The 19,702-nt window shown below is 38.9% G+C and carries 2 protein-coding genes and 1 pseudogene; 1 reads left to right on the top strand and 2 read right to left on the bottom strand.

Annotation, left to right across the window (positions count from 1 at the left end):
• The coding region (locus tag HMPREF0848_RS05205; protein WP_037608982.1) for a YSIRK-type signal peptide-containing protein at window positions 1–2,516 on the bottom strand (2,516 nt) is incomplete at its 3' end.
• A 573-nt stretch (window positions 2,517–3,089) separates the two neighbouring features.
• Here HMPREF0848_RS05205 and HMPREF0848_RS10450 point away from each other — a divergent pair.
• Window positions 3,090–3,604, top strand: a pseudogene (locus HMPREF0848_RS10450) (transposase); the annotation flags it as partial.
• A 163-nt stretch (window positions 3,605–3,767) separates the two neighbouring features.
• Here HMPREF0848_RS10450 and HMPREF0848_RS05210 read toward each other — a convergent pair.
• Entirely contained in the window at window positions 3,768–18,995 is a 15,228-nt protein-coding gene (locus HMPREF0848_RS05210) for a YSIRK signal domain/LPXTG anchor domain surface protein (RefSeq protein ID WP_008535114.1), read from the bottom strand.
• Between the last annotated feature and the right edge of the window lie 707 nt (window positions 18,996–19,702).

Consider the following 19,702-nt stretch of genomic DNA (forward strand, 5'->3'; position numbering starts at 1 on the left):
CCAATCTTGTTGCCGTCTTTATCGTAAAGAGCAACAGTTGAACCTGGTTCTGCAGTTACTTCTACTGATGGCTTAGTGCCTGCTTTGCCTGTGAGGTCTGTATTCACTACTGGTTTCGCTGGGGCTGTAGTGTCTTTTGCAGGTGTAACTAAGTATGCAGCAGCAATTTTATCTACTGATTTATCAGGATAAGTAATAGTAACATTACCCTTTTCATCCGCAACGTATGTTGTTCCTTGTGGAAGTGCAGTATTCGCATCTCCAACCGCTTTTTCAACAGCTGCCTTCTCAGTTGCACTTATATTATTAGGATCAGCAACTTCTACTTTTGCTCCTCCAGGAGTTGGCTCATACTTCTTAGCTGTCTCAAGAACGGTAATTGTAAGATTTCTCGTTACTACTTTACCATTTTTATTTCTAACAGCATAGGTAGCAGTGGAACTACCTGCAGACTGCGTCATATCAACATTACCACGATAGTATGCCTTACGCTGTCTATAAGTATTTGAGCCAGCTGTATCCAGAAAACCACCATTAGAATCATTCGTATATGCTAGTCCTTTTGCCAAATAAGGATTATTAGGAATCCAAAATTTTTCAACTGACGGTGATCCTGCTGCTTGAATTGTTACATTGACAGGATCACCCGGGTAAACTGTAAGATGTGACTCGGTAACCAAAAGTTGAGTGTAGTTATCACCACTAACTCCTCCACCTACATAGGTCAACTGTGTTTTTGTAACTGTAATCGGTGCACTCTTAGCTGACTCACTTCCACCTGCTGGTGTTGAGGTAGCTGTAATTTCTCCTTCTGGAAGGCTGTTTGTAGGGTGAACAGTGGCTACACCTTGGTCGTTTGCTACTGCTTCACCGATCACAACGCCATCATTATTATAAAGTTTTACAGTTGAGCCTGCTGTTGCATTTACAGTCACATCAGCTGGTGTACTTGCTTTACCATTAAGATTTGAAGTAATTTCTGGAACCTGACTTGCTGGTGCAACTGGTTTTGGTGTTTCACCTTGAACTTCAAAAGTAATGGTCACTTCTTGTGGAGCTTGATTATAATGAGCTGGGTAAGTAACCACTACGGTTTTTGTATAAGTACCTGCTTGTGTAGCAGTTGGAGCTTGGCCGTCTTTCCATGCAAATGTTGTTGCACCACGATAGTTATTTGGGAATTCTGGTGTTCCAGCTTTATTGGTTACATAATTAGCCGGAGTAGCATCAAAACTTCCACCAACTTTTGCAGTATACTTTTCTTTGACTGCTACTGCTTGGAATTTTGAACTTTCATTATCAATGAAGTTATCCGCATAACCAGTCATAATATTCGTTCTTCCGCCAATAACTCCTGTTCCTTGCATACCTGCAACATAGTCAAGTGGCTTAGATTTATCTACGATCGGTGTGTCAAATGTAATCGTCCACATAACATTACGAATTGCATTATTATCCGCTGTCATCGTATACAAAGCTTGTGAACGTTCTGCTGTTTGAGCCGCTACCGCTGCTTCATTTCCTTGAATTGCTGGATTTTTTATATCTTTGTAAAGTTGGGTCAAACGTTGAGTCATTTCAGAGCCTGTATAGGTATCCATTCTACCATTTTGACCCATCAAGTATGATCCATCATTATCCTTCCAGTAATTACGCGTATTGACTACTTTTCCATTTTTGTCAGTTTGAACAACTTGCCAGTTCGTTGGTGCGCCAACAGAATCTTTAGGGATAGTAAAGTAAACATAACCACTAGCGGCATTCGCTTTTCGGCCTGGATTATCAAGAACAGTCCAATGAAGAACGTTATTAGCCTTGTCTACTTCGTAGCTAATCTGTACATAATCTTGAGCATTTTCTTTGTTAGAATAATCAAGGTTTTGTGCACCATCTGACGCACGTGTTGCAGTTGATGCTGAACGTGTTGCTCCTTGTGCGATACTTCGACGACTACGTACACGAGGCGCATTTGCAGTTTCTGACGCACTAATATTATTTGTGATAGCGCTCTCTGAGCTTGCTGTAGTTGATGGTGTTGTAGAAGCTGTGACTGAACGAGATGCCTCAGATGCAGTTGCTGGTTTTGCGGTTGATGCATTTGTTGAGCCTGTAACTTCTGAAGCAACTACTGGACTTGTTGATGTCGCTACTGAATTTGCCGGCGCTGAACTTGCAACACTTGTTGAAGCTGGCGCTTCCGAACTTACTACTGCACTTGGTGCAACTGATGTTGTAGGTGCAACCGACGTCGCTGCGACTGTTTCAGTGGCAGCTGGTGTTACCGTAGTAGTTGAGACACTTTCTGGTGCTGTAGTTGGCGAAGTTGTAGCCGCGACTCCTTCACCTTGACTTGCACTTACAGCTGTAGCTGCAACTGTTGCTCCATCAGATGTCGTTTCATCCGCTTGAGCTGTGTGACCAATCATGATCAAAGTACCAAGCAAGACCGAGCAGACTCCAATATTCAATTTACGAATCGAGAAACGACTCTTCTTACTAAAGATATCTTTACCCATCTTTCCTCCTAGACAAGCAATCATTAGATTTTGATTACTCTTGTCTCTTCTAAAAATAATTTAAATTGAATTTCCCTAACGTCAAATATATCATATAATTAGAATTGAATCAATATTTTACCATTATAAAATTAGTTTACCCTATTTTTTTTAAATAACTTAAGCATTATTCTTTTCAAAGTATTATTTTCTAACACCTTCTTTTTATACAGAACCTATACAACTTTACATATATAATTCAAAATATAAATTAATCATTGTATTTAAAGCATTTATAACATCTTACAATATCAACAAATATTACTTTTTAAAAGTCTTGCAATTTTCGAATCATAGAATAATTCTTACCTTTTACACCTTCAATATTTATAGATACACTCATAATAAAACTAAGATTCAAGTATAAATATACAAGTTTTTAGATTTATTAATGTAATTAAATTGAAAAGATATCAGTATTTTTAATATTTTATTTCTTCCATAAAACTTTGTTTTTGACTGAATAATTAAAAGTTGCTCTATAATGTCTGTAGTAGCTAAAACGGCTATAGAGATTATAGAGCCACTATTTTTAAGACTAGAATTGCGATTATAAATCATTTCATCAAGAAATCACTACCCTATCGAACCTTGAAAAATCACTGGAGACTCTTCCAAAAGGACTGCCGTAAGTTATCTCTCACCCCTTTTTACTCAAAGACCTTCCGTCAAACTTTATAACCACATAAAGTCATTGAAAAGACACTGAATTTCTCAGAGGAACTCTGCGACTACTATAATCTTTACCAACTCTTACTATTTCACTTTCAGGAGAAGAGAGTAGATGAGTTCTTTGAACTCATAGCGGAAAATATGAACAAGGTCAATCACTACTTTCAAACTGTCTTTAGAACTTTTCTTAGACACAAACAATACATCAAAAATGCGCTAGAAACGGACTATTCAAAGCGCGAAACTTGAAGTGACTAATAAGTTGATCAAAAACATCAAACAGTTGGAATTTGGTCTACAAACTTTATCAACTTTAAGAAGAGTGTCTTCATCACTCTGAACACACAAAAAGAGAAAACCTATCAGGTTCTCTCTAGATGTTAGCTTTTCGTCATCCACTACAGTTGACATAGAGCCCAAAAAAGGTATTCATCACTTTGAACATCACAAAAGAGACCCACCCCTTTCGGGATGAGTCTCTTTTTCGAAAACTGAAATAGTCTAACTAACTATGTTGAGGGATTTAACCTATGAACTATCTTAGTCTTCTTTTTTGCGTTTTCCTGCCAAACCAAGTCCAGCTGCCGCAAGGATTCCTCCGAGAGCCATAGCTGCCATAGACGCATCATCACCTGTTTCAGGGAGTGCTGGTCCTTTAGGAGCTTCTGGTGTAGTTGGTGGTGTCACTGGTGGAACCACTGGAGTTGGAGGAGTCGGTGGTGTTGGAGGAGTTGGTGGAGTTGGTGGAGTTGGTGGAGTCGGTGGTGTTGGAGGAGTCGGTGGTGTCACAATATTGTTGAACTCAGTATCTTCTGGCAATTGAGAAGTTACTGTCAAGACTTTACCGTCTTTAGTTACTGAAACAACGACTGTAGCAACCATCTTATCGTAAGTAACAGTTGCATCGTTACCTTGTACTTCTTCTACTGTGTAGACGTGAGTACCTTCTTCACCACGTTTGTACTCAAGAGCTGAGAACTTGATCTTACCGTTAGCATCATTGCTTACAGTTTCGATCACATTACCCTTGCTGTCTTTAAGTACGAAACTAAACTCACCAGCTTTAAGTTCACGACCTTCAAGTTTCTTAGTGAATTCAAACTCAACCTTAGTTGGGATATTGACTACACGTTTTTCTGTTGGTTTTTCTGGTTTTTCAACAGATTTCTTAGTTGGGTCGTATTGGTGAACGATTTGTGACGCAGTATTTTCGATGTCTACACCATCTTTAGCAGTGCCTTTGATAGTTGCAGGAATATCGAACTTGTAGTAGCGTCCGAATGCCAATTTAGCAGTATCGATCACTTGAGTATTTTCTGCATCACCGAGTGACTTAGTAAGGTCAGACTTAGATGTTGCAGTGATTACACCATTTTCAACCTTGATGTCAAACTTAGCTGTCACATCTTCTCCTGTTACAGAGTCGTATGCTTTAATATCTTTGACATTGATGTTCAAGTTTTCGCTGTCATATTTATCTGTAACACCAACAGATTGGATATTTTGAGCGTCAGTGAAGTTGTTTGTATCAAGCCATACTTGGTAAACAAACTTATCACCTTTCTTGAGTGTCTTAGTATTAAGGTTTTCAGCTTCGTTATTAGCTGTGCTGTCAGCGTAAGGATCTTTATTAGTATCGCCTACTTTATCTTTCAACTCAGCATCATCATCAACAAGTTTCATACCAGTGATATCGAATTTTTCTTTAGAAACAACGTATTTCTCTGGTTGGAACTTAGGTTTTTCTGGTGGACGAACAGTATTGTTGAATTCTTTATCTGCTGGGTCAGTAACCTTAGTGATAAGAGCTTTCGCTTTACCATCATGTGATACTTCAACAGTGACAAGAGCTTTCATACCGTCGTATTGAACAGTACCATCAGTACCTTTAACTTCTTCTACTGTGTACTTGTAAGTGCCTTCTTGGCCTTTCTTGTACTCAATAGGTGAGAATTTAACGTTACCTTTAGCGTCATTGCTTACAGTTTCAAGAGTCTTACCTTCTGAATCTTTAAGCACGAAGCTGAATTCGTTAGCTTTAAGCTCACGGCCTTCCAAACGTTTAGTGAAGTTGAATTCTACTGAAATTGGAACACTGTTAACACGTTTTTCAGTTGGTACGTTTGGTTTTTCAACTTTCTTAGTTGTTGGGTTGTAGTAGTTAACAACTTGAGTTGCTGTATTTTCGATATCCACACCAGCTTTAATGTCTTTCTTGACTGTTGCAGGAATATCAAATTTATAGTAGCGTCCAAAGGCGAACTTAGTAGTGTCGATAACTTGAGTGTTTTCAGCATCGCCAAGTGACTTAGTGAAGCCATCTTTAAGGTTAGCTGTAACAACACCATTTTCAACCTTAATGTCGAACTTAGAAGTTACATCCGCACCTGATACTGAATCGTAAGCCTTGATTGCTGATGCATCAACATCCAACTTAGTTTCATCGTAGTCATCAGTGATACCAACAGTTTGGATATGATCCTTGTTGTTAGCGTCAAATTGAGTTGTATCAAGCCATACTTGGTAGTAAAGTTTTTGACCAGGTTTAACTGACTTAGTATTCAAGTTTTCAGCTTCGTTGTTTGATGCATCATCAGCGTAAGGGTTGGTATTTGTATCTGCAACCTTATTAGCCAATTCTTTATCATCATCAACAAGTTTAGTACCTGTTACGTCGAATTTCGCTTCAGAAACAACATATTTTTCTGGTTGGAACTTAGGTTTTTCTGGTGGACGAACAGCATTGTTGAATTCTTTATCAGCAATTTCACCAACAGTTGCTACAAGAGCTTTAGCAGTACCATCATGAGAAACAGTGATTGTTACATTCGCTTTCATTGTATCGTATGTAACAGTTGCATCAGTTCCTTTGACTTCTTCTACTGTGTACTTGTGAACGCCTTCTTGGCCTTTCTTGAATTCAAGTTTAGAGAATTTAACGTTACCAGCTGCATCATTCTTAACAGTTTCAACAACTTTACCTGCTGCATCCTTCAATTCGAATGTGAATTCGTTAGCTTTAAGCTCACGACCTTCCAAACGTTTAGTGAAGTTGAATCCGACTTCAACTGGAACACTGTTAACACGTTTTTCAGTTGGTTTGTTAGGTTTTTCAACAGATTTATGAGTTGGATCATAGTAGTGAACAACTTGATCTGCTGTATTTTCAATATCCACACCGCCAGGAACGTTTGCGTTCACTGTTGCAGGAATATCAAATTTATAGTAGCGTCCAAAGGCGAACTTAGTAGTGTCGATAACTTGAGTATTTTCAGCATCGCCAAGTGACTTAGTGAAGCCATCTTTAAGGTTAGCAACAATCTTACCACCTTCGATTGAAATATCGAATTTATCTGTAACATCTTTACCAGTTACTGAGTCGTATGCCTTAATGTCTGAAGCATTCACAGTCAACTTAGTTTCATCGTAGTCATCTGATACACCAACTGTTTGGATGTTATCCTTGTTGTTAGCGTCAAATTGAGTAGTATCAAGCCATACTTGGTAGTAAATCTTTTCACCACGTTTAACTGACTTAGTATTCAAGTTTTCCAATTCGTTGTTTGATGCATCATCAGCGTAAGGATTAGCATTTGTATCTGCAACCTTGTTAGCCAATTCTTTATCATCATCAACGAGCTTAGTACCTGTGATATCGAATTTTGCTTCAGAAACAACATATTTTTCTGGTTGGAACTTAGGTGTTTCTGGTGGGCGAACTTTGTTGTTGAACTCTTTGTCGTTAGCGCCAGAAGCGTTACCGCCAGTTGCAGAGTAGTTAGCAACAGTCTTAAGAACTTTACCTTCTTTAGTAACTTCAACAGTTACTTTAGCTACCATTCCATCGTAAGATACAGTAGTATCTTTACCTGGTACTTCTTCCACAGTGTAAGTGAATGTCTTACCAAGATCTGCTTTGCTGAACAAGAGTTTTTCAAACTTGATGTGACCATCTTTATCGTTGGTTACTGTTTGAAGAACCTTGTTGTTTTGGTCTTTCAATACGAAGCTGAACTCACCTGCAGTCAACTCACGTCCTTCAAGTCGTTTAGTATAGTCGAACTCGAGTGGAACTGGAACGTTGTTTTCACGTGTTTGAGTTGGTTTGTTAGGAGTTGTAACTTTCTTATTGTAAGGGTTGTATTGGTGGATAGTTTGGTTGGCTGTATTTTCAATATCAACACCGTCGTTTTCTTTAATATCCTTAACAGTTGCTGGGATATCAAATTTATAGTAACGACCAAACTCGAATTTAGTTGTATCGATAACTGGAGTTGCATCTTTATCGCTGATAGGCTTAGTCAAGCTTGCTTTAGATGAACCATAGAGAACACCGTTTTCAACCTTGATGTCGAACTTATCAGTAACATCTGCACCAGTCTTACCATCGTAAACTTTGATTTCAGCAGGATTGATATCAAGCTTATCTTCTTCGTAGTTATCAGTGATACCTACAGTTTGAAGATTGCTTTCTGCTGTGAAGTCACGAGTGTCAAGCCATACTTGATAGTAGATCTTTTGACCACGTTTGAGGGTCTTACCATTCAAGTTTTGGATTTCAACTTTATCAGCTGAATCATCGTCATCGGCAAGTTTGTTACCAATGATGTCGAAGCTTGGTTCTGAAACAACATATTTTTCAGGTTTGAAGTTAGGGTTAACCTCGTTATCAAAGACACGATCGTCTGCACCGTAAGCATCTCCACCTACTGTAGCGTAAGAAACGACAGTTGTTAATTGAGCACCTGGTGAAGGTTGAACAACTGTAACAGTAACATTGACTTTCATTGGGTCGTAAGTAACTGTCTTATCAGTTCCCTTAACTTCTTCTACAGTGTAGTTGAATGTCTTACCAATATCTGCCTTAGCATAATTGATAGTATGGAACTTAACCTTACCTTCTGCATCGTTCTTAACAGTTTCAATTTCTTTACCTTCTGAATCTTTAAGTACGAAGCTGAATTCTTGATCTTTCAACTGACGTCCGTTAAGTGTCTTACCAAATACCAACTCAATAGCTGTTGGAACATTGTTGACACGTTTTTCAGTTGGTACCTTAGGTGTTTCAACTTTCTTAGTTGTTGGGTTATAGTAGTGAACGAGCTGAGCTGCTGTATTTACAATTTCAGCACCATCAAATGCACCACTGCTTACTTTAGCTGGGATGACAAACTTGTAGTAACGTCCAAATTCGAACTTAGTAGTGTCAATGATTTGAGTATTTTCAGCGTCGCCAAGTGACTTAGTGAAGCCATCTTTAAGGTTAGCTGTAATCACACCGTTATTAACTGTGATATCGAATTTATCTGTTACATCTGCACCAGTCTTACCATCATAAGCCTTGATTTCTGAAGCTTTAACTTCCAATTTAGCTTCATCGTAATCATCAGTGATACCAACAGTTTGGATGTTATCCTTGTTGTTTGCATCAAATTGATTTGTATCAAGCCATACTTGGTAGTTGATAATATCGCCACGTTTAACAGCTTTAGTATTGATGTTTTCTACTTCGTTGTTTGATGGATCATCAGCATAAGGGTTTGCATTTGTTTCTGCATACTTATCTTTCAACTCTTTATCATCATCAACAAGCTTAGTACCAGTGATATCAAACTTACCATTATCTTTGCTAAGAACGTATTTCTCTGGTTTAAACTTAGGTTCTTCTGGAGGACGAACAGTGTTGTTGAACTCTTTATCAGCGATTTCGCCAACTTTCGCTACGAGAAGTTTAGCAGTTCCGTCATGTGAAACGGTTACTGTTACATTCGCTTTCATTGTATCGTATGTAACAGTTGAATCTGTGCCCTTAACTTCTTCTACAGTGTAGTTGTGAACGCCTTCTTGACCCTTCTTGAATTCAAGTTTAGAGAACTTAACGTTACCAGCTGCGTCATTGCTTACTGTTTCAACAACTTTACCTGAAGCATCTTTAAGCACAAAGTTGAATTCGTTAGCTTTAAGTTCACGACCTTCCAAACGTTTAGTGAAGTTGAATTCGATGTCAACTGGAACACTGTTTACACGTTTTTCAGTTGGTTTGTTTGGTTTTTCAACCTTCTTAGTTGTTGGGTTGTAGTAGTTAACAACTTGGGCTGCTGTATTTTCGATATCCACACCGCCAGGAACGTTAGCGTTCACTGTTGCAGGAATATCAAATTTATAGTAGCGTCCAAATTCGAACTTAGTTGTATCAATGATTTGAGTGTTTTCAGCGTCACCAAGTGACTTAGTGAAGCCATCTTTAAGGTTAGCTGTGATTACACCGTTAGCGAGTGAGATATCGAACTTAGATGTAACATCGGCACCTGATACTGAATCGTATACCTTGATTTCTGAAGCATTCACAGTCAACTTAGTTTCATCGAAGTCATCTGTGATACCAACTGTTTGGATGTTGTCCTTGTTGTTTGCGTCAAATTGAGTAGTGTCAAGCCATACTTGGTAGTAAAGTTTTTGACCACGTTTAACTGACTTAGTATTCAAGTTTTCAGCTTCGTTGTTTGATGCATCGTCCGCATATGGGTTAGCGTTTGTATCCGCAACCTTGTTAGCCAATTCTTTATCATCATCAACGAGTTTAGTACCTGTTACGTCAAATTTCGCTTCAGAAACAACATATTTTTCAGGGTTGAACTTAGGTTCTTCTGGTGGAGTTACACGGTTGTTAAACTCTTTATCAGCGATTGCACCTACAGTTGCTACGAGAAGTTTAGCAGTTCCGTCGTGTTTAACGGTTACTGTTACATTCGCTTTCATTGTATCGTATGTAACAGTTGAATCTGTGCCCTTAACTTCTTCTACAGTGTAGTTGTGAACGCCTTCTTCACCCTTCTTGAAGCTGAGTGGTGAGAATGCAACGTTACCAGCTGCATCATTCTTAACAGTTTCAACAACTTTACCTGCTGCATCCTTCAACTCGAATGTAAATTCGTTAGCTTTAAGCTCACGACCTTCCAAACGTTTAGTGAAGTTGAATGACACTTCAACTGGAACGTTGTTTACACGTTTTTCAGTTGGTTTGCTTGGTTTTTCAACTTTCTTAGTTGTTGGGTTGTAGTAGTTTACAACTTGAGCTGCTGTATTTTCGATATCCACACCGCCAGGAACATCAGCTTTAACGGTTGTTGGGATGTCGAACTTGTAGTAACGTCCGAAGGCGAATTTAGTTGTGTCGATGATTTGAGTATTTTCTGCGTCGCCAAGTGACTTAGTGAAGCCATCTTTAAGGGTTGCAGTAATCACACCATTGTTCACAGCGATATCGAATTTAGAAGTTACATCATCACCTGTTACTGAATCGTAAGCTTTAATCTTAGTAGCGTCAAGATTCAACTTAGCTTCATCGTAGTCATCAGTGATACCAACAGATTGGATGTTATCCTTGTTGTTAGCGTCAAATTTAGTTGTATCCAACCATACTTGGTAAACCAACTTGTCGCCACGGTTAACAGTCTTAGTGTTCAAGTTTTGTTTTTCGTTGTTAGATGCATCGTCCGCATATGGGTTGGCATTTGTATCTGCGTACTTGTCTGCCAACTCTTTGTCATCATCAACGAGCTTGTCACCTGTGATATCGAATTTCTCTTCAGAAACAACATATTTTTCAGGGTTGAACTTAGGTTCTTCTGGTGGAGTTACACGGTTATTGAACTCTTTATCAGCGATTGCACCTACAGTTGCTACAAGGGCTTTAGCTGTACCGTCGTGTGATACTGTGATTGCTACAGTTGCTTTCATTGTATCGTAAGCGACAGTTGCGTCTGTTCCCTTAACTTCTTCTACAGTGTAGTTGTGAACGCCTTCTTCACCTTTCTTGAAGCTGAGTGGTGAGAATTTAACATTACCAGCCGCATCATTGCTTACTGTTTCAACAACTTTACCTGTTGAATCTTTAAGCACGAAGTTGAATTCGTTGGCTTTAAGCTCACGACCTTCCAAACGTTTAGTGAAGTTGAATGACACTTCAACTGGAACGTTATTAACACGTTTTTCAGTTGGTTTGCTTGGTTTTTCAACTTTCTTAGTAGTTGGGTTGTAGTAGTTTACAACTTGAGCTGCAGTATTTTCAATGTCTGCACCGCCAGGAACATCAGCTTTAACTGTTGTTGGGATGTCGAACTTGTAGTAACGTCCAAATGCGAACTTAGTTGTATCAATAATTTGAGTGTTTTCAGCGTCGCCAAGTGACTTCGTGAAGCCGGCTTTAAGGTTAGCTGTAATCACACCATTGTTAACAGTGATATCGAATTTAGAAGTTACATCATCGCCTGTTACAGAGTCATACGCTTTAATCTTAGTAGCGTCAAGTTCCAACTTAGTTTCGTCGAAGTCATCTGAGATACCAACTGTTTGGATGTTATCCTTGTTGTTAGCGTCGAATTTAGTTGTATCAAGCCATACTTGGTAAACCAACTTGTCGCCACGGTTAACAGTCTTAGTATTGATGTTTTCAGCTTCGTTGTTGGCAGTACCATCCGCATATGGGTTGGCATTTGTATCTGCGTACTTGTCAGCCAATTCAGAATCATCGTCGAGAAGTTTGTTATCAGTGATTGAGAATTTCTCTGCATTCAATACATACTTCTCTGGTTGGAACTTAGGTTCTTCTGGTGGAGTTACACGGTTGTTGAACTCTTTATCAGCAGCATCTGTTACATTCGCTACGATTGCTTTAGCTGTACCGTCGTGAGAAACCACAACTTTCACAGTTGCAACCATTGGGTCGTAAGAAACGGTGCTATCAGTACCACGAACTTCTTCTACAGTGTAGTTGTAAGTCTTACCAAGATCATCTTTACCAAACTTAAGTTGAGTGAAGTTAACCTTACCAGTCGCATCATTCTTAACTGTTTCAACAACGTTGCCATCTTTCTTAAGAACAAATGTGAACTCTTGATCTTTCAATTGACGACCTTCAAGAGCTTTCGTGAATTTAAGATCAAGTGGAACTGGAACACTATTAACACGTTTTTCAGTTGGTTTGTTTGGTTTTTCAACTGTCTTGCTTACTGGGTTGTAGTAGTTAATAACTTGCGCTGCTTTATTTTCAATATCGGCACCAGCTGCGACATCGTCTTTAACTGTTGCTGGGATATCAAATTTATAGTAGCGACCAAATTCGAACTTAGTAGTATCAATGATTTGAGTGTTTTCAGCGTCGCCAAGTGACTTAGTGAAGCCGGCTTTAAGGTTAGCTGTAAGAGCACCATTGTTATCAGAAATATCGAACTTGTTAGTTACGTCTGCGCCAGTAACTGAATCGTAAACCTTGATGTCTGAAGCGTTAACAGTCAATTTATCCTTGTCGTAGTTATCTGTGATACCTACTGTTTGGATGTTATCTTTGTTGTTTGCGTCAAACTTAGTTGTATCCAACCATACTTGGTAGTAAAGTTTAGAGCCACGTTCAACTGTCTTAGTATTCAAGTTTTCAGCTTCGTTGTTCTTTGTATCATCGACATATGGGTTAGCGTTAGTTTCACCATATTTATCTGTCAATTCAGAATCGTCATCAACGAGCTTAGTACCTGTGATATCGAATTTAGCTTTAGAAACAACGTATTTCTCTGGTTGGAACTTAGGTTCTGTTGGTGGAGTGACACGGTTGTTGAATTCTTTATCGGCAGGATCTGTCACGTTTGTGATCAATGCTTTGGCAGTACCATCGTGACTGACTTTAACCGTTACAACTGCAGCCATTGGGTCGTATGTGACTGTTGAGTCTGTACCTTTAACCTCTGTTACAGTGTAAGTGTAAGTACCTTCTTGACCCTTCTTATATTTAAGGGCTGTAACAGTTTCACCAGCTTTGTTTGTGTAATCAACTGGTACAAACTTGAAGTTACCGTCTGCGTCGTTGGTTGTAGTTGCAATTACAACATTGTCGCTATCTTTCAACTCGAATGTGAATTCGCCAGCTTTAAGTGCACGGCCTTCCAATTTCTTAGTGAAGTTGAATTCTACTGAGATTGGAACACTATTAACACGTTTTTCAGTTGGTTTGTTTGGTTTTTCAACTGTCTTGCTTACTGGGTTGTAGTAGTTAACTACTTGGGCTGCTTTGTTTTCAATATCGGCACCAGCTACGACATCGTCTTTAACTGTTGCTGGGATATCAAATTTATAGTAGCGTCCAAATTCAAACTTAGTAGTATCAATTACTTGAGTGTTTTCAGCGTCGCCAAGTGACTTAGTGAAGCCGGCTTTAAGGTTAGCTGTTACAATACCGTTATTAATAGCGATATCAAACTTGTTAGTAACGTCTGCACCAGTTACTGAATCGTAAACCTTGATGTCAGATGCAGTAACATTCAACTTAGTTTCGTCAAAGTCATCTGAGATACCAACTGTTTGGATGTTATCTTTGTTGTTTGCGTCAAACTTAGTTGTATCCAACCATACTTGGTAGTAAAGTTTAGATCCACGTTCAACTGACTTAGTATTCAAGTTTTCTGCTTCGTTGTTGTTTGTATTGTCGACATATGGATTTGTATTTGTTTCACCATATTTATCTGTCAATTCAGAATCGTCATCAACGAGCTTAGTACCTGTGATATCGAATTTCGCTTTAGAAACAACGTATTTCTCAGGTTGGAACTTAGGTTCTGTTGGAGGAGTTACGGTATTGTTAAATTCTTTATCAACAGCATCTGTGACAGTAGCTACGATTGCTTTTGCTGTACCATCGTGAGATACTACAACTTTCACAGTCGCAACCATTGGGTCGTAAGTAACTGTGCTATCAGTACCACGAACTTCTTCTACAGTGTAGTTGTATGTCTTACCAAGATCATCACGACCAAACTCAAGTGTCTTGAAGTTTACTTTACCACTCGCATCATTATGAGCACGTTCAACTTCTGTACCATCTTTCTTCAAGATGAATTCGAATTCGTTAGCTTGAAGTGTACGTCCAGCAAGAGTCTTAGTGAAGTTAAGGTCAAGTGGAACTGGAACACTGTTAACACGTTTTTGTGTTGGTTTGTGTGGTGTTTCAACTGTCTTGCTTACTGGGTTGTAAACGTGAACTGTTTGGTTGGCTGTATTTTCAATATCAGCACCAGCTTTAACAGATTCTTTAACAGTTGCTGGAATATCAAATTTATAGTAACGACCAAATTCGAACTTAGTAGTATCGATAACTGGGTTGTTTACTTTATCTTTGATGAAATCTGCTTTAGAAGTTGCAGTGATTGTACCATTTTCAACTGTGATGTCGAACTTGTTAGTCACATCTGCACCAGTAACTGAATCGTAAGCCTTGATATCTGAAGCGTTCACTGTTAATTTATCAGCATCATATGTATCTGATACACCAACGTATTGAACGTTGTTAGCTTCTGTGAATTTAGTAGTATCAAGCCATACTTGGTATACCAATTTAGAACCGCGTTTAACAGTCTTAGTATTCAAGTTTTCTGGTTCGTTGTTAGCAACACCATCAACATATGGATTTGCATTTGTGGCTTCATACTCGTCACCAGGAACATCATCGTCATCATCAGTCAATTTATGACCAGTGATATCATATTTTTCTTTGCTTACAACGAATTTTTCTGGTTGGAAATTAGGTTTTTCTGGTGGTGTTACTTTGTTGTTGAATTCTTTATCGGCAGTACCGTCAGTAGCATTACCGTTGGCATCAACCCCACCAGTTGAAGATACGTTTGTAACTGTAGTCAATGAATGACCATTCTTAGCAACTTCAACTGTAACAGTAGCTTTCATCTTATCGTAAGTCATACCAAACTCTTTGTTGGCTGGGATAACTTCTTCTACTGTATAAGTATGAGTACCTACTTTAGTGTTGTCGAATGACAAGTTAGAGAATGAAACATTACCAGCAGCATCATTCTTAACTGTTTCAACAACTGCACCTGTAGCAGCATCTTTCAATACGAAGCTGAATTCACCTGCTTTAAGTTCACGACCTGCCAATTTCTTAGTAAAGTCGAACTTAGTCACAACTGGAGCAACAACATAGTTGTTGAATTCAGTATCAGCTGGCATTGTAACGGTAGCGTTCAAAAGACCTGTTTGAGCGTCTTTTGTGACATTTACAGTCACAACTGCGTTCATTGGATCGTAATCAATGTTTGTGTCAGTTCCAGCTACTTCACGTACAGTGTAAGTGTGTGTACCTACAGTTGCATATGAGATTGGGTCAAATTGGATTGAACCATCAGCCGCATTCTTCTTAGTTTGGATCACATTGCCATTTTCAAGCAATTCGAACGTGAAGGCATTAGCTTCAAGAGTCTTACCTTCCAAACGTTTTGTGAAGCGGAATTGTGCTTGTGTTGGAGATGAAGTGAATGTATTGTTGAATTCTTTGTCGGCTGGAAGTGTATTAACAGCTTTAAGAACATGACCATCTTTAGTAACAGTGATTGTTACTTCAGCTTTCATTGTGTCATATTGAACGCCAGCTTCAGAACCTTGAACTTCTTCAACAGTGTACTTGTGAGTACCAACTTGTGCGTTTGTGAATGTCAAATCGTCAAAGGCAATCACACCACTAGCATTGTTAGTCTTAGTTTGAAGAACAGTTCCGTTAGCATCTTTCAATACGAAGCTAAATTCACCATCTTTAAGAGCACGACCTGCAAGAGCCTTGCTGAAGTCAAAACGAGTCTTAACTGGTGCAACAGCAAAGTTGTTGAACTCAGTATCAGCTGGCATAGTAACTGCAGCGTTCAAAAGACCTGTTTGAGCATCTTTTGTAACATTTACAGTCACAACTGCGTTCATTGAATCGTAATCAATGTTTGTATCTGTTCCAGCTTTTTCACGTACAGTGTAAGTGTGTGTACCTACAGTTGCATATGAGATTGGGTCAAACTGAATTGAACCATCAGCTGCATTTTGTTTAGTTTGGATCACATTACCGTTTTCAAGCAATTCGAATGTGAAGGCATTAGCTTCAAGAGTCTTACCTTCCAAACGTTTTGTGAAGCGGAATTGTGCTTGTGTTGCAGCAGGTGTGAAAGTATTGTTGAACTCAGTATCTGCTGGAAGTGTATTAACCGCTTTAAGAACATGACCATCTTTAGTAACAGTAATGGTTACTTCAGCTTTCATTGGGTCATATTGCATACCAGCTTCAGAACCACGAACTTCTTCAACAGTGTACTTGTGAGTACCAACTTGTGCATTTGTGAATGTCAAATCGTCAAAGGCGATTACACCGCTAGCATTGTTAGTCTTAGTTTGAAGAACAGTTCCGTTGGCATCTTTCAATTGGAAAGTGAACTCACCATCTTTAAGAGCACGACCTGCAAGAGCTTTAGAGAAGTTAAATTTAGTCTTAACAGGAGCTACAACGTAGTTGTTAAAGACTTTGTCATCTGCGCTTGAAGCAAAACCGCCAGCACCACTGTATTTAACATTTGCTTGCAAATCACCCGCAGCATTTTGAGTAACCGTAACGGTCATGGTTACTTCCATAGCATCATAATCGACATTCTTATCTGCATCTGCGCCTTTTTCTTCAGTGATAGTGTATGTATAAGTACCTACTTTATCAAATGTTAATTTAGAGAAGGTTGCTTTACCGTTTTTATTTGTGACAGTTTCTTCCACACCAGGTGCAGAAGATTTTTCCTTAATCTTAAAGCTGAATTCACCATCTACAAGAGTACGACCTGCCAATTGTTTTTCAACTTCTGGAGTCACTGTTACAGGCTCTGGTTTTACATAATAGTAAACAGGTTGTTTGTAAGGGACTAATGTGTTGAGCAAGTCAACGTTGGTACCAATACCTTTTACTCCACGCTCCAATTGGGCATTTGGAGAAAGGTGACCAATATTATCTCCCAAGAATGGAACAAAGACTGTCTTTTTAGGTACATAATCGGCAGCAGTTTGGAAGTCAAATGGCACTTCAATACCATTTGGATGGTTGACGCCATCATTACCTCTGAAAGCAATCGTACGAAGCGGTGTCTTTTTAACCACCAATTCCTTTGTATTGGCTTGCCCTGGTTTAATTGGTTCAGTTTCTGCTAAAAGCATATAACCGTCAGTACTCAAAGTACCGTCAGAACGTTTGTTTTGTTGTCTTGGGTCCAAAAGATAAACACGGATAACTACAGTACCATCTTCACCTACGATTTCCTTGATACGTTTGATTCCTGCACGCTCAGCGTCCATAAATCTGGTACCTACAGTGTAAGGCTTGCTGACATAACCAGTCTTTTCATTCGCATCAGCTGTCTGATAAAGTTTATAATTCACAAACTGACGTTCACCAGAAGCAGTGAAGTTTTGACCTTCCATAGCTGTTATTGAATAACTTGCAAGTTCTACTTCATTCCCGTTAGGTTTATAAGTCTGTGCAGTTTTATCCGTTTTATTAGGATCATAAGTTGGGTTGTTTTTATCAACTACTTTATAAAGCGTTTTTTGATTGACAGTGACAGGGATTTTGTCATTTGAATCTGTGATAGTACGACCGTTATAAGCAGGTTCAACAACGTTGATAATATCCGTTGTCGTACGAGCATTATAAACCGCATCGTAACGAGTTTTCTCTGCTGGAGTTAAGGTATGACCAGCAGCAACTAAGGCTTTGATAGCTGCTCCAACTTCATAACCATTTTGAATAAATGGTTTATCTGTTTTATCAGCAGCAGCTCCCCTACCTTCATTGTAATCTACTTGGAAAGTCAATTCTCCGTTCGATGCAGCAGTTGTAGTTGTGAATTTTTGGACACCACTTGAGGCAGTAATTTTCCTAGTTTCAACAACAGCGCCCGTATTTTTATTAATCAATTCAACTGTTGTATCCGTTGAATTATCAAAACTCTTATAGGCACGTGCATAATAATTCGTATGATAACGTTCGTTAAACTTCGTTAAATCCCAAATACCGTATGTATAGAAGTCACCTTCTTTTCTTTCATAACCAGCTGGTACAGATTGAGATGAAACACTTGATCCATTTGGGTCATCCATAGTAGGAGTTGCTGCTTCATCAGTTTTCAATTTCGTTACAACATCAATCGGTGCTACGTTATGGTCTGTCAAAGCACGACGGTTACGACGGCTGCTTCTTGTTGCCAAAGCACCAGCATTCGTCATATCTGTTGCTGCACGGTCAAGTGTTGCACTACGATTTGCTGCTGATCCTACAGAATAAAAACGTGAATAACCACGTGCTGTAACATTTGGCTTAACACTTGTTGCTGCCGCCGCAGTTTCAGCTGCTGGTGTTTCTTCAGCTACTGGAGCTGCTGTTGCTGCAGAATGGTTAGCTGCTGCTGCAGCTGGAGTTGCTGTAGCGGCTGTTGTTGAAGCTGTTGTTTCAACTTTACCGCTAGCTGCTGCAGTTGAAGCTGCAGTTGAAGCTGGAGTTGCTGGTTTAGCTGCTTCTGACGTAGCTTTGTTTTCTGCAGGTTTAGCTGCTTCTGATTTAGCGCTTGAAGAAGCTTCTTCTTTTGCTGCTTCAGAAGTTGTTGCTTCAGCCTTTGGAGCTTCAGAAGCAGAAGCTACTGAGATTGGTAGCGTTGAAGTTGGGGCTTCAGCCGCAGCTGCAGCAGTTGGATCTGATTGGGCAACAGAAGTTGCTGTTTCTTTGACCAGATCTGAAGTACCTTCAGCTCCTACAGCTGCAGAAGAATCTGAAGACGACGTTGATGCTGCGTCAACCTCTTCAGCCTGTGCGGTGTGAGCAGCAAACAATGCTGTCCCAAGCAAGACTGAAGCGACACCAAACGAATATTTACGCAATGAAAAGCGTTGGCGTCTGTTGAAAATGTCTTTCATTATAAAGTCTCCCTCTTTAAAAAAGTTAGTTATATGTCACATGCATACGAGAATTTGTATTCTCGTATCCATGATTCAATTGCATTTTAACATTCTGACAATTTATAGTCAAGTGATTTAGACAACTTTTTTAAAAAAAATCAAATTGTCAGACATTTTACTTTGTTTTTACTCATTAATTCTTACCTAACAACTGTAAAATGCAGTAAATAACTGAGTTTTTCTTTAAATTTTCCATCTTTTACCACTTCTTATTTTTCTAATCAACTCATGCAGATTAATCATAATTTTAATCTTAGTGATTGTTGATGTGTTATATAATTATCATTATTTTTATTTATGTTCTCATTTATGCCTTACTTAAAGTAGAGAAATCACATAAAGGCGGACTATATGTCCCTCTGAATCGAAAAGCTAGCCTAAACTGACGATTGTCTCCTTCTTTTTGTTTAAGGGGCGCTTTTCCCTCAGATTCCCCTATTTGAAAATGGTTGCCAAGAGTTAAAAATCTTAAAAAGTTTATTAATACCTACCTGGTTTTATCCATTTTTTCCTCACAATTCAAAAAAGGCATCCCTTTTTCCCGGTAACCCTCTCAAGATTTTGTTACTTACTAACGGTTTCTCAGAGACTTAAGATTAGTCTAGTTAGCCTCTTTTCTTAAAATTTTAAAATCCCAAGCTTATAAACTTGGGATTCTTGTCATT

Source organism: Streptococcus sp. C150 (genome assembly GCF_000187445.1).
GTDB lineage: Bacteria > Bacillota > Bacilli > Lactobacillales > Streptococcaceae > Streptococcus > Streptococcus raffinosi.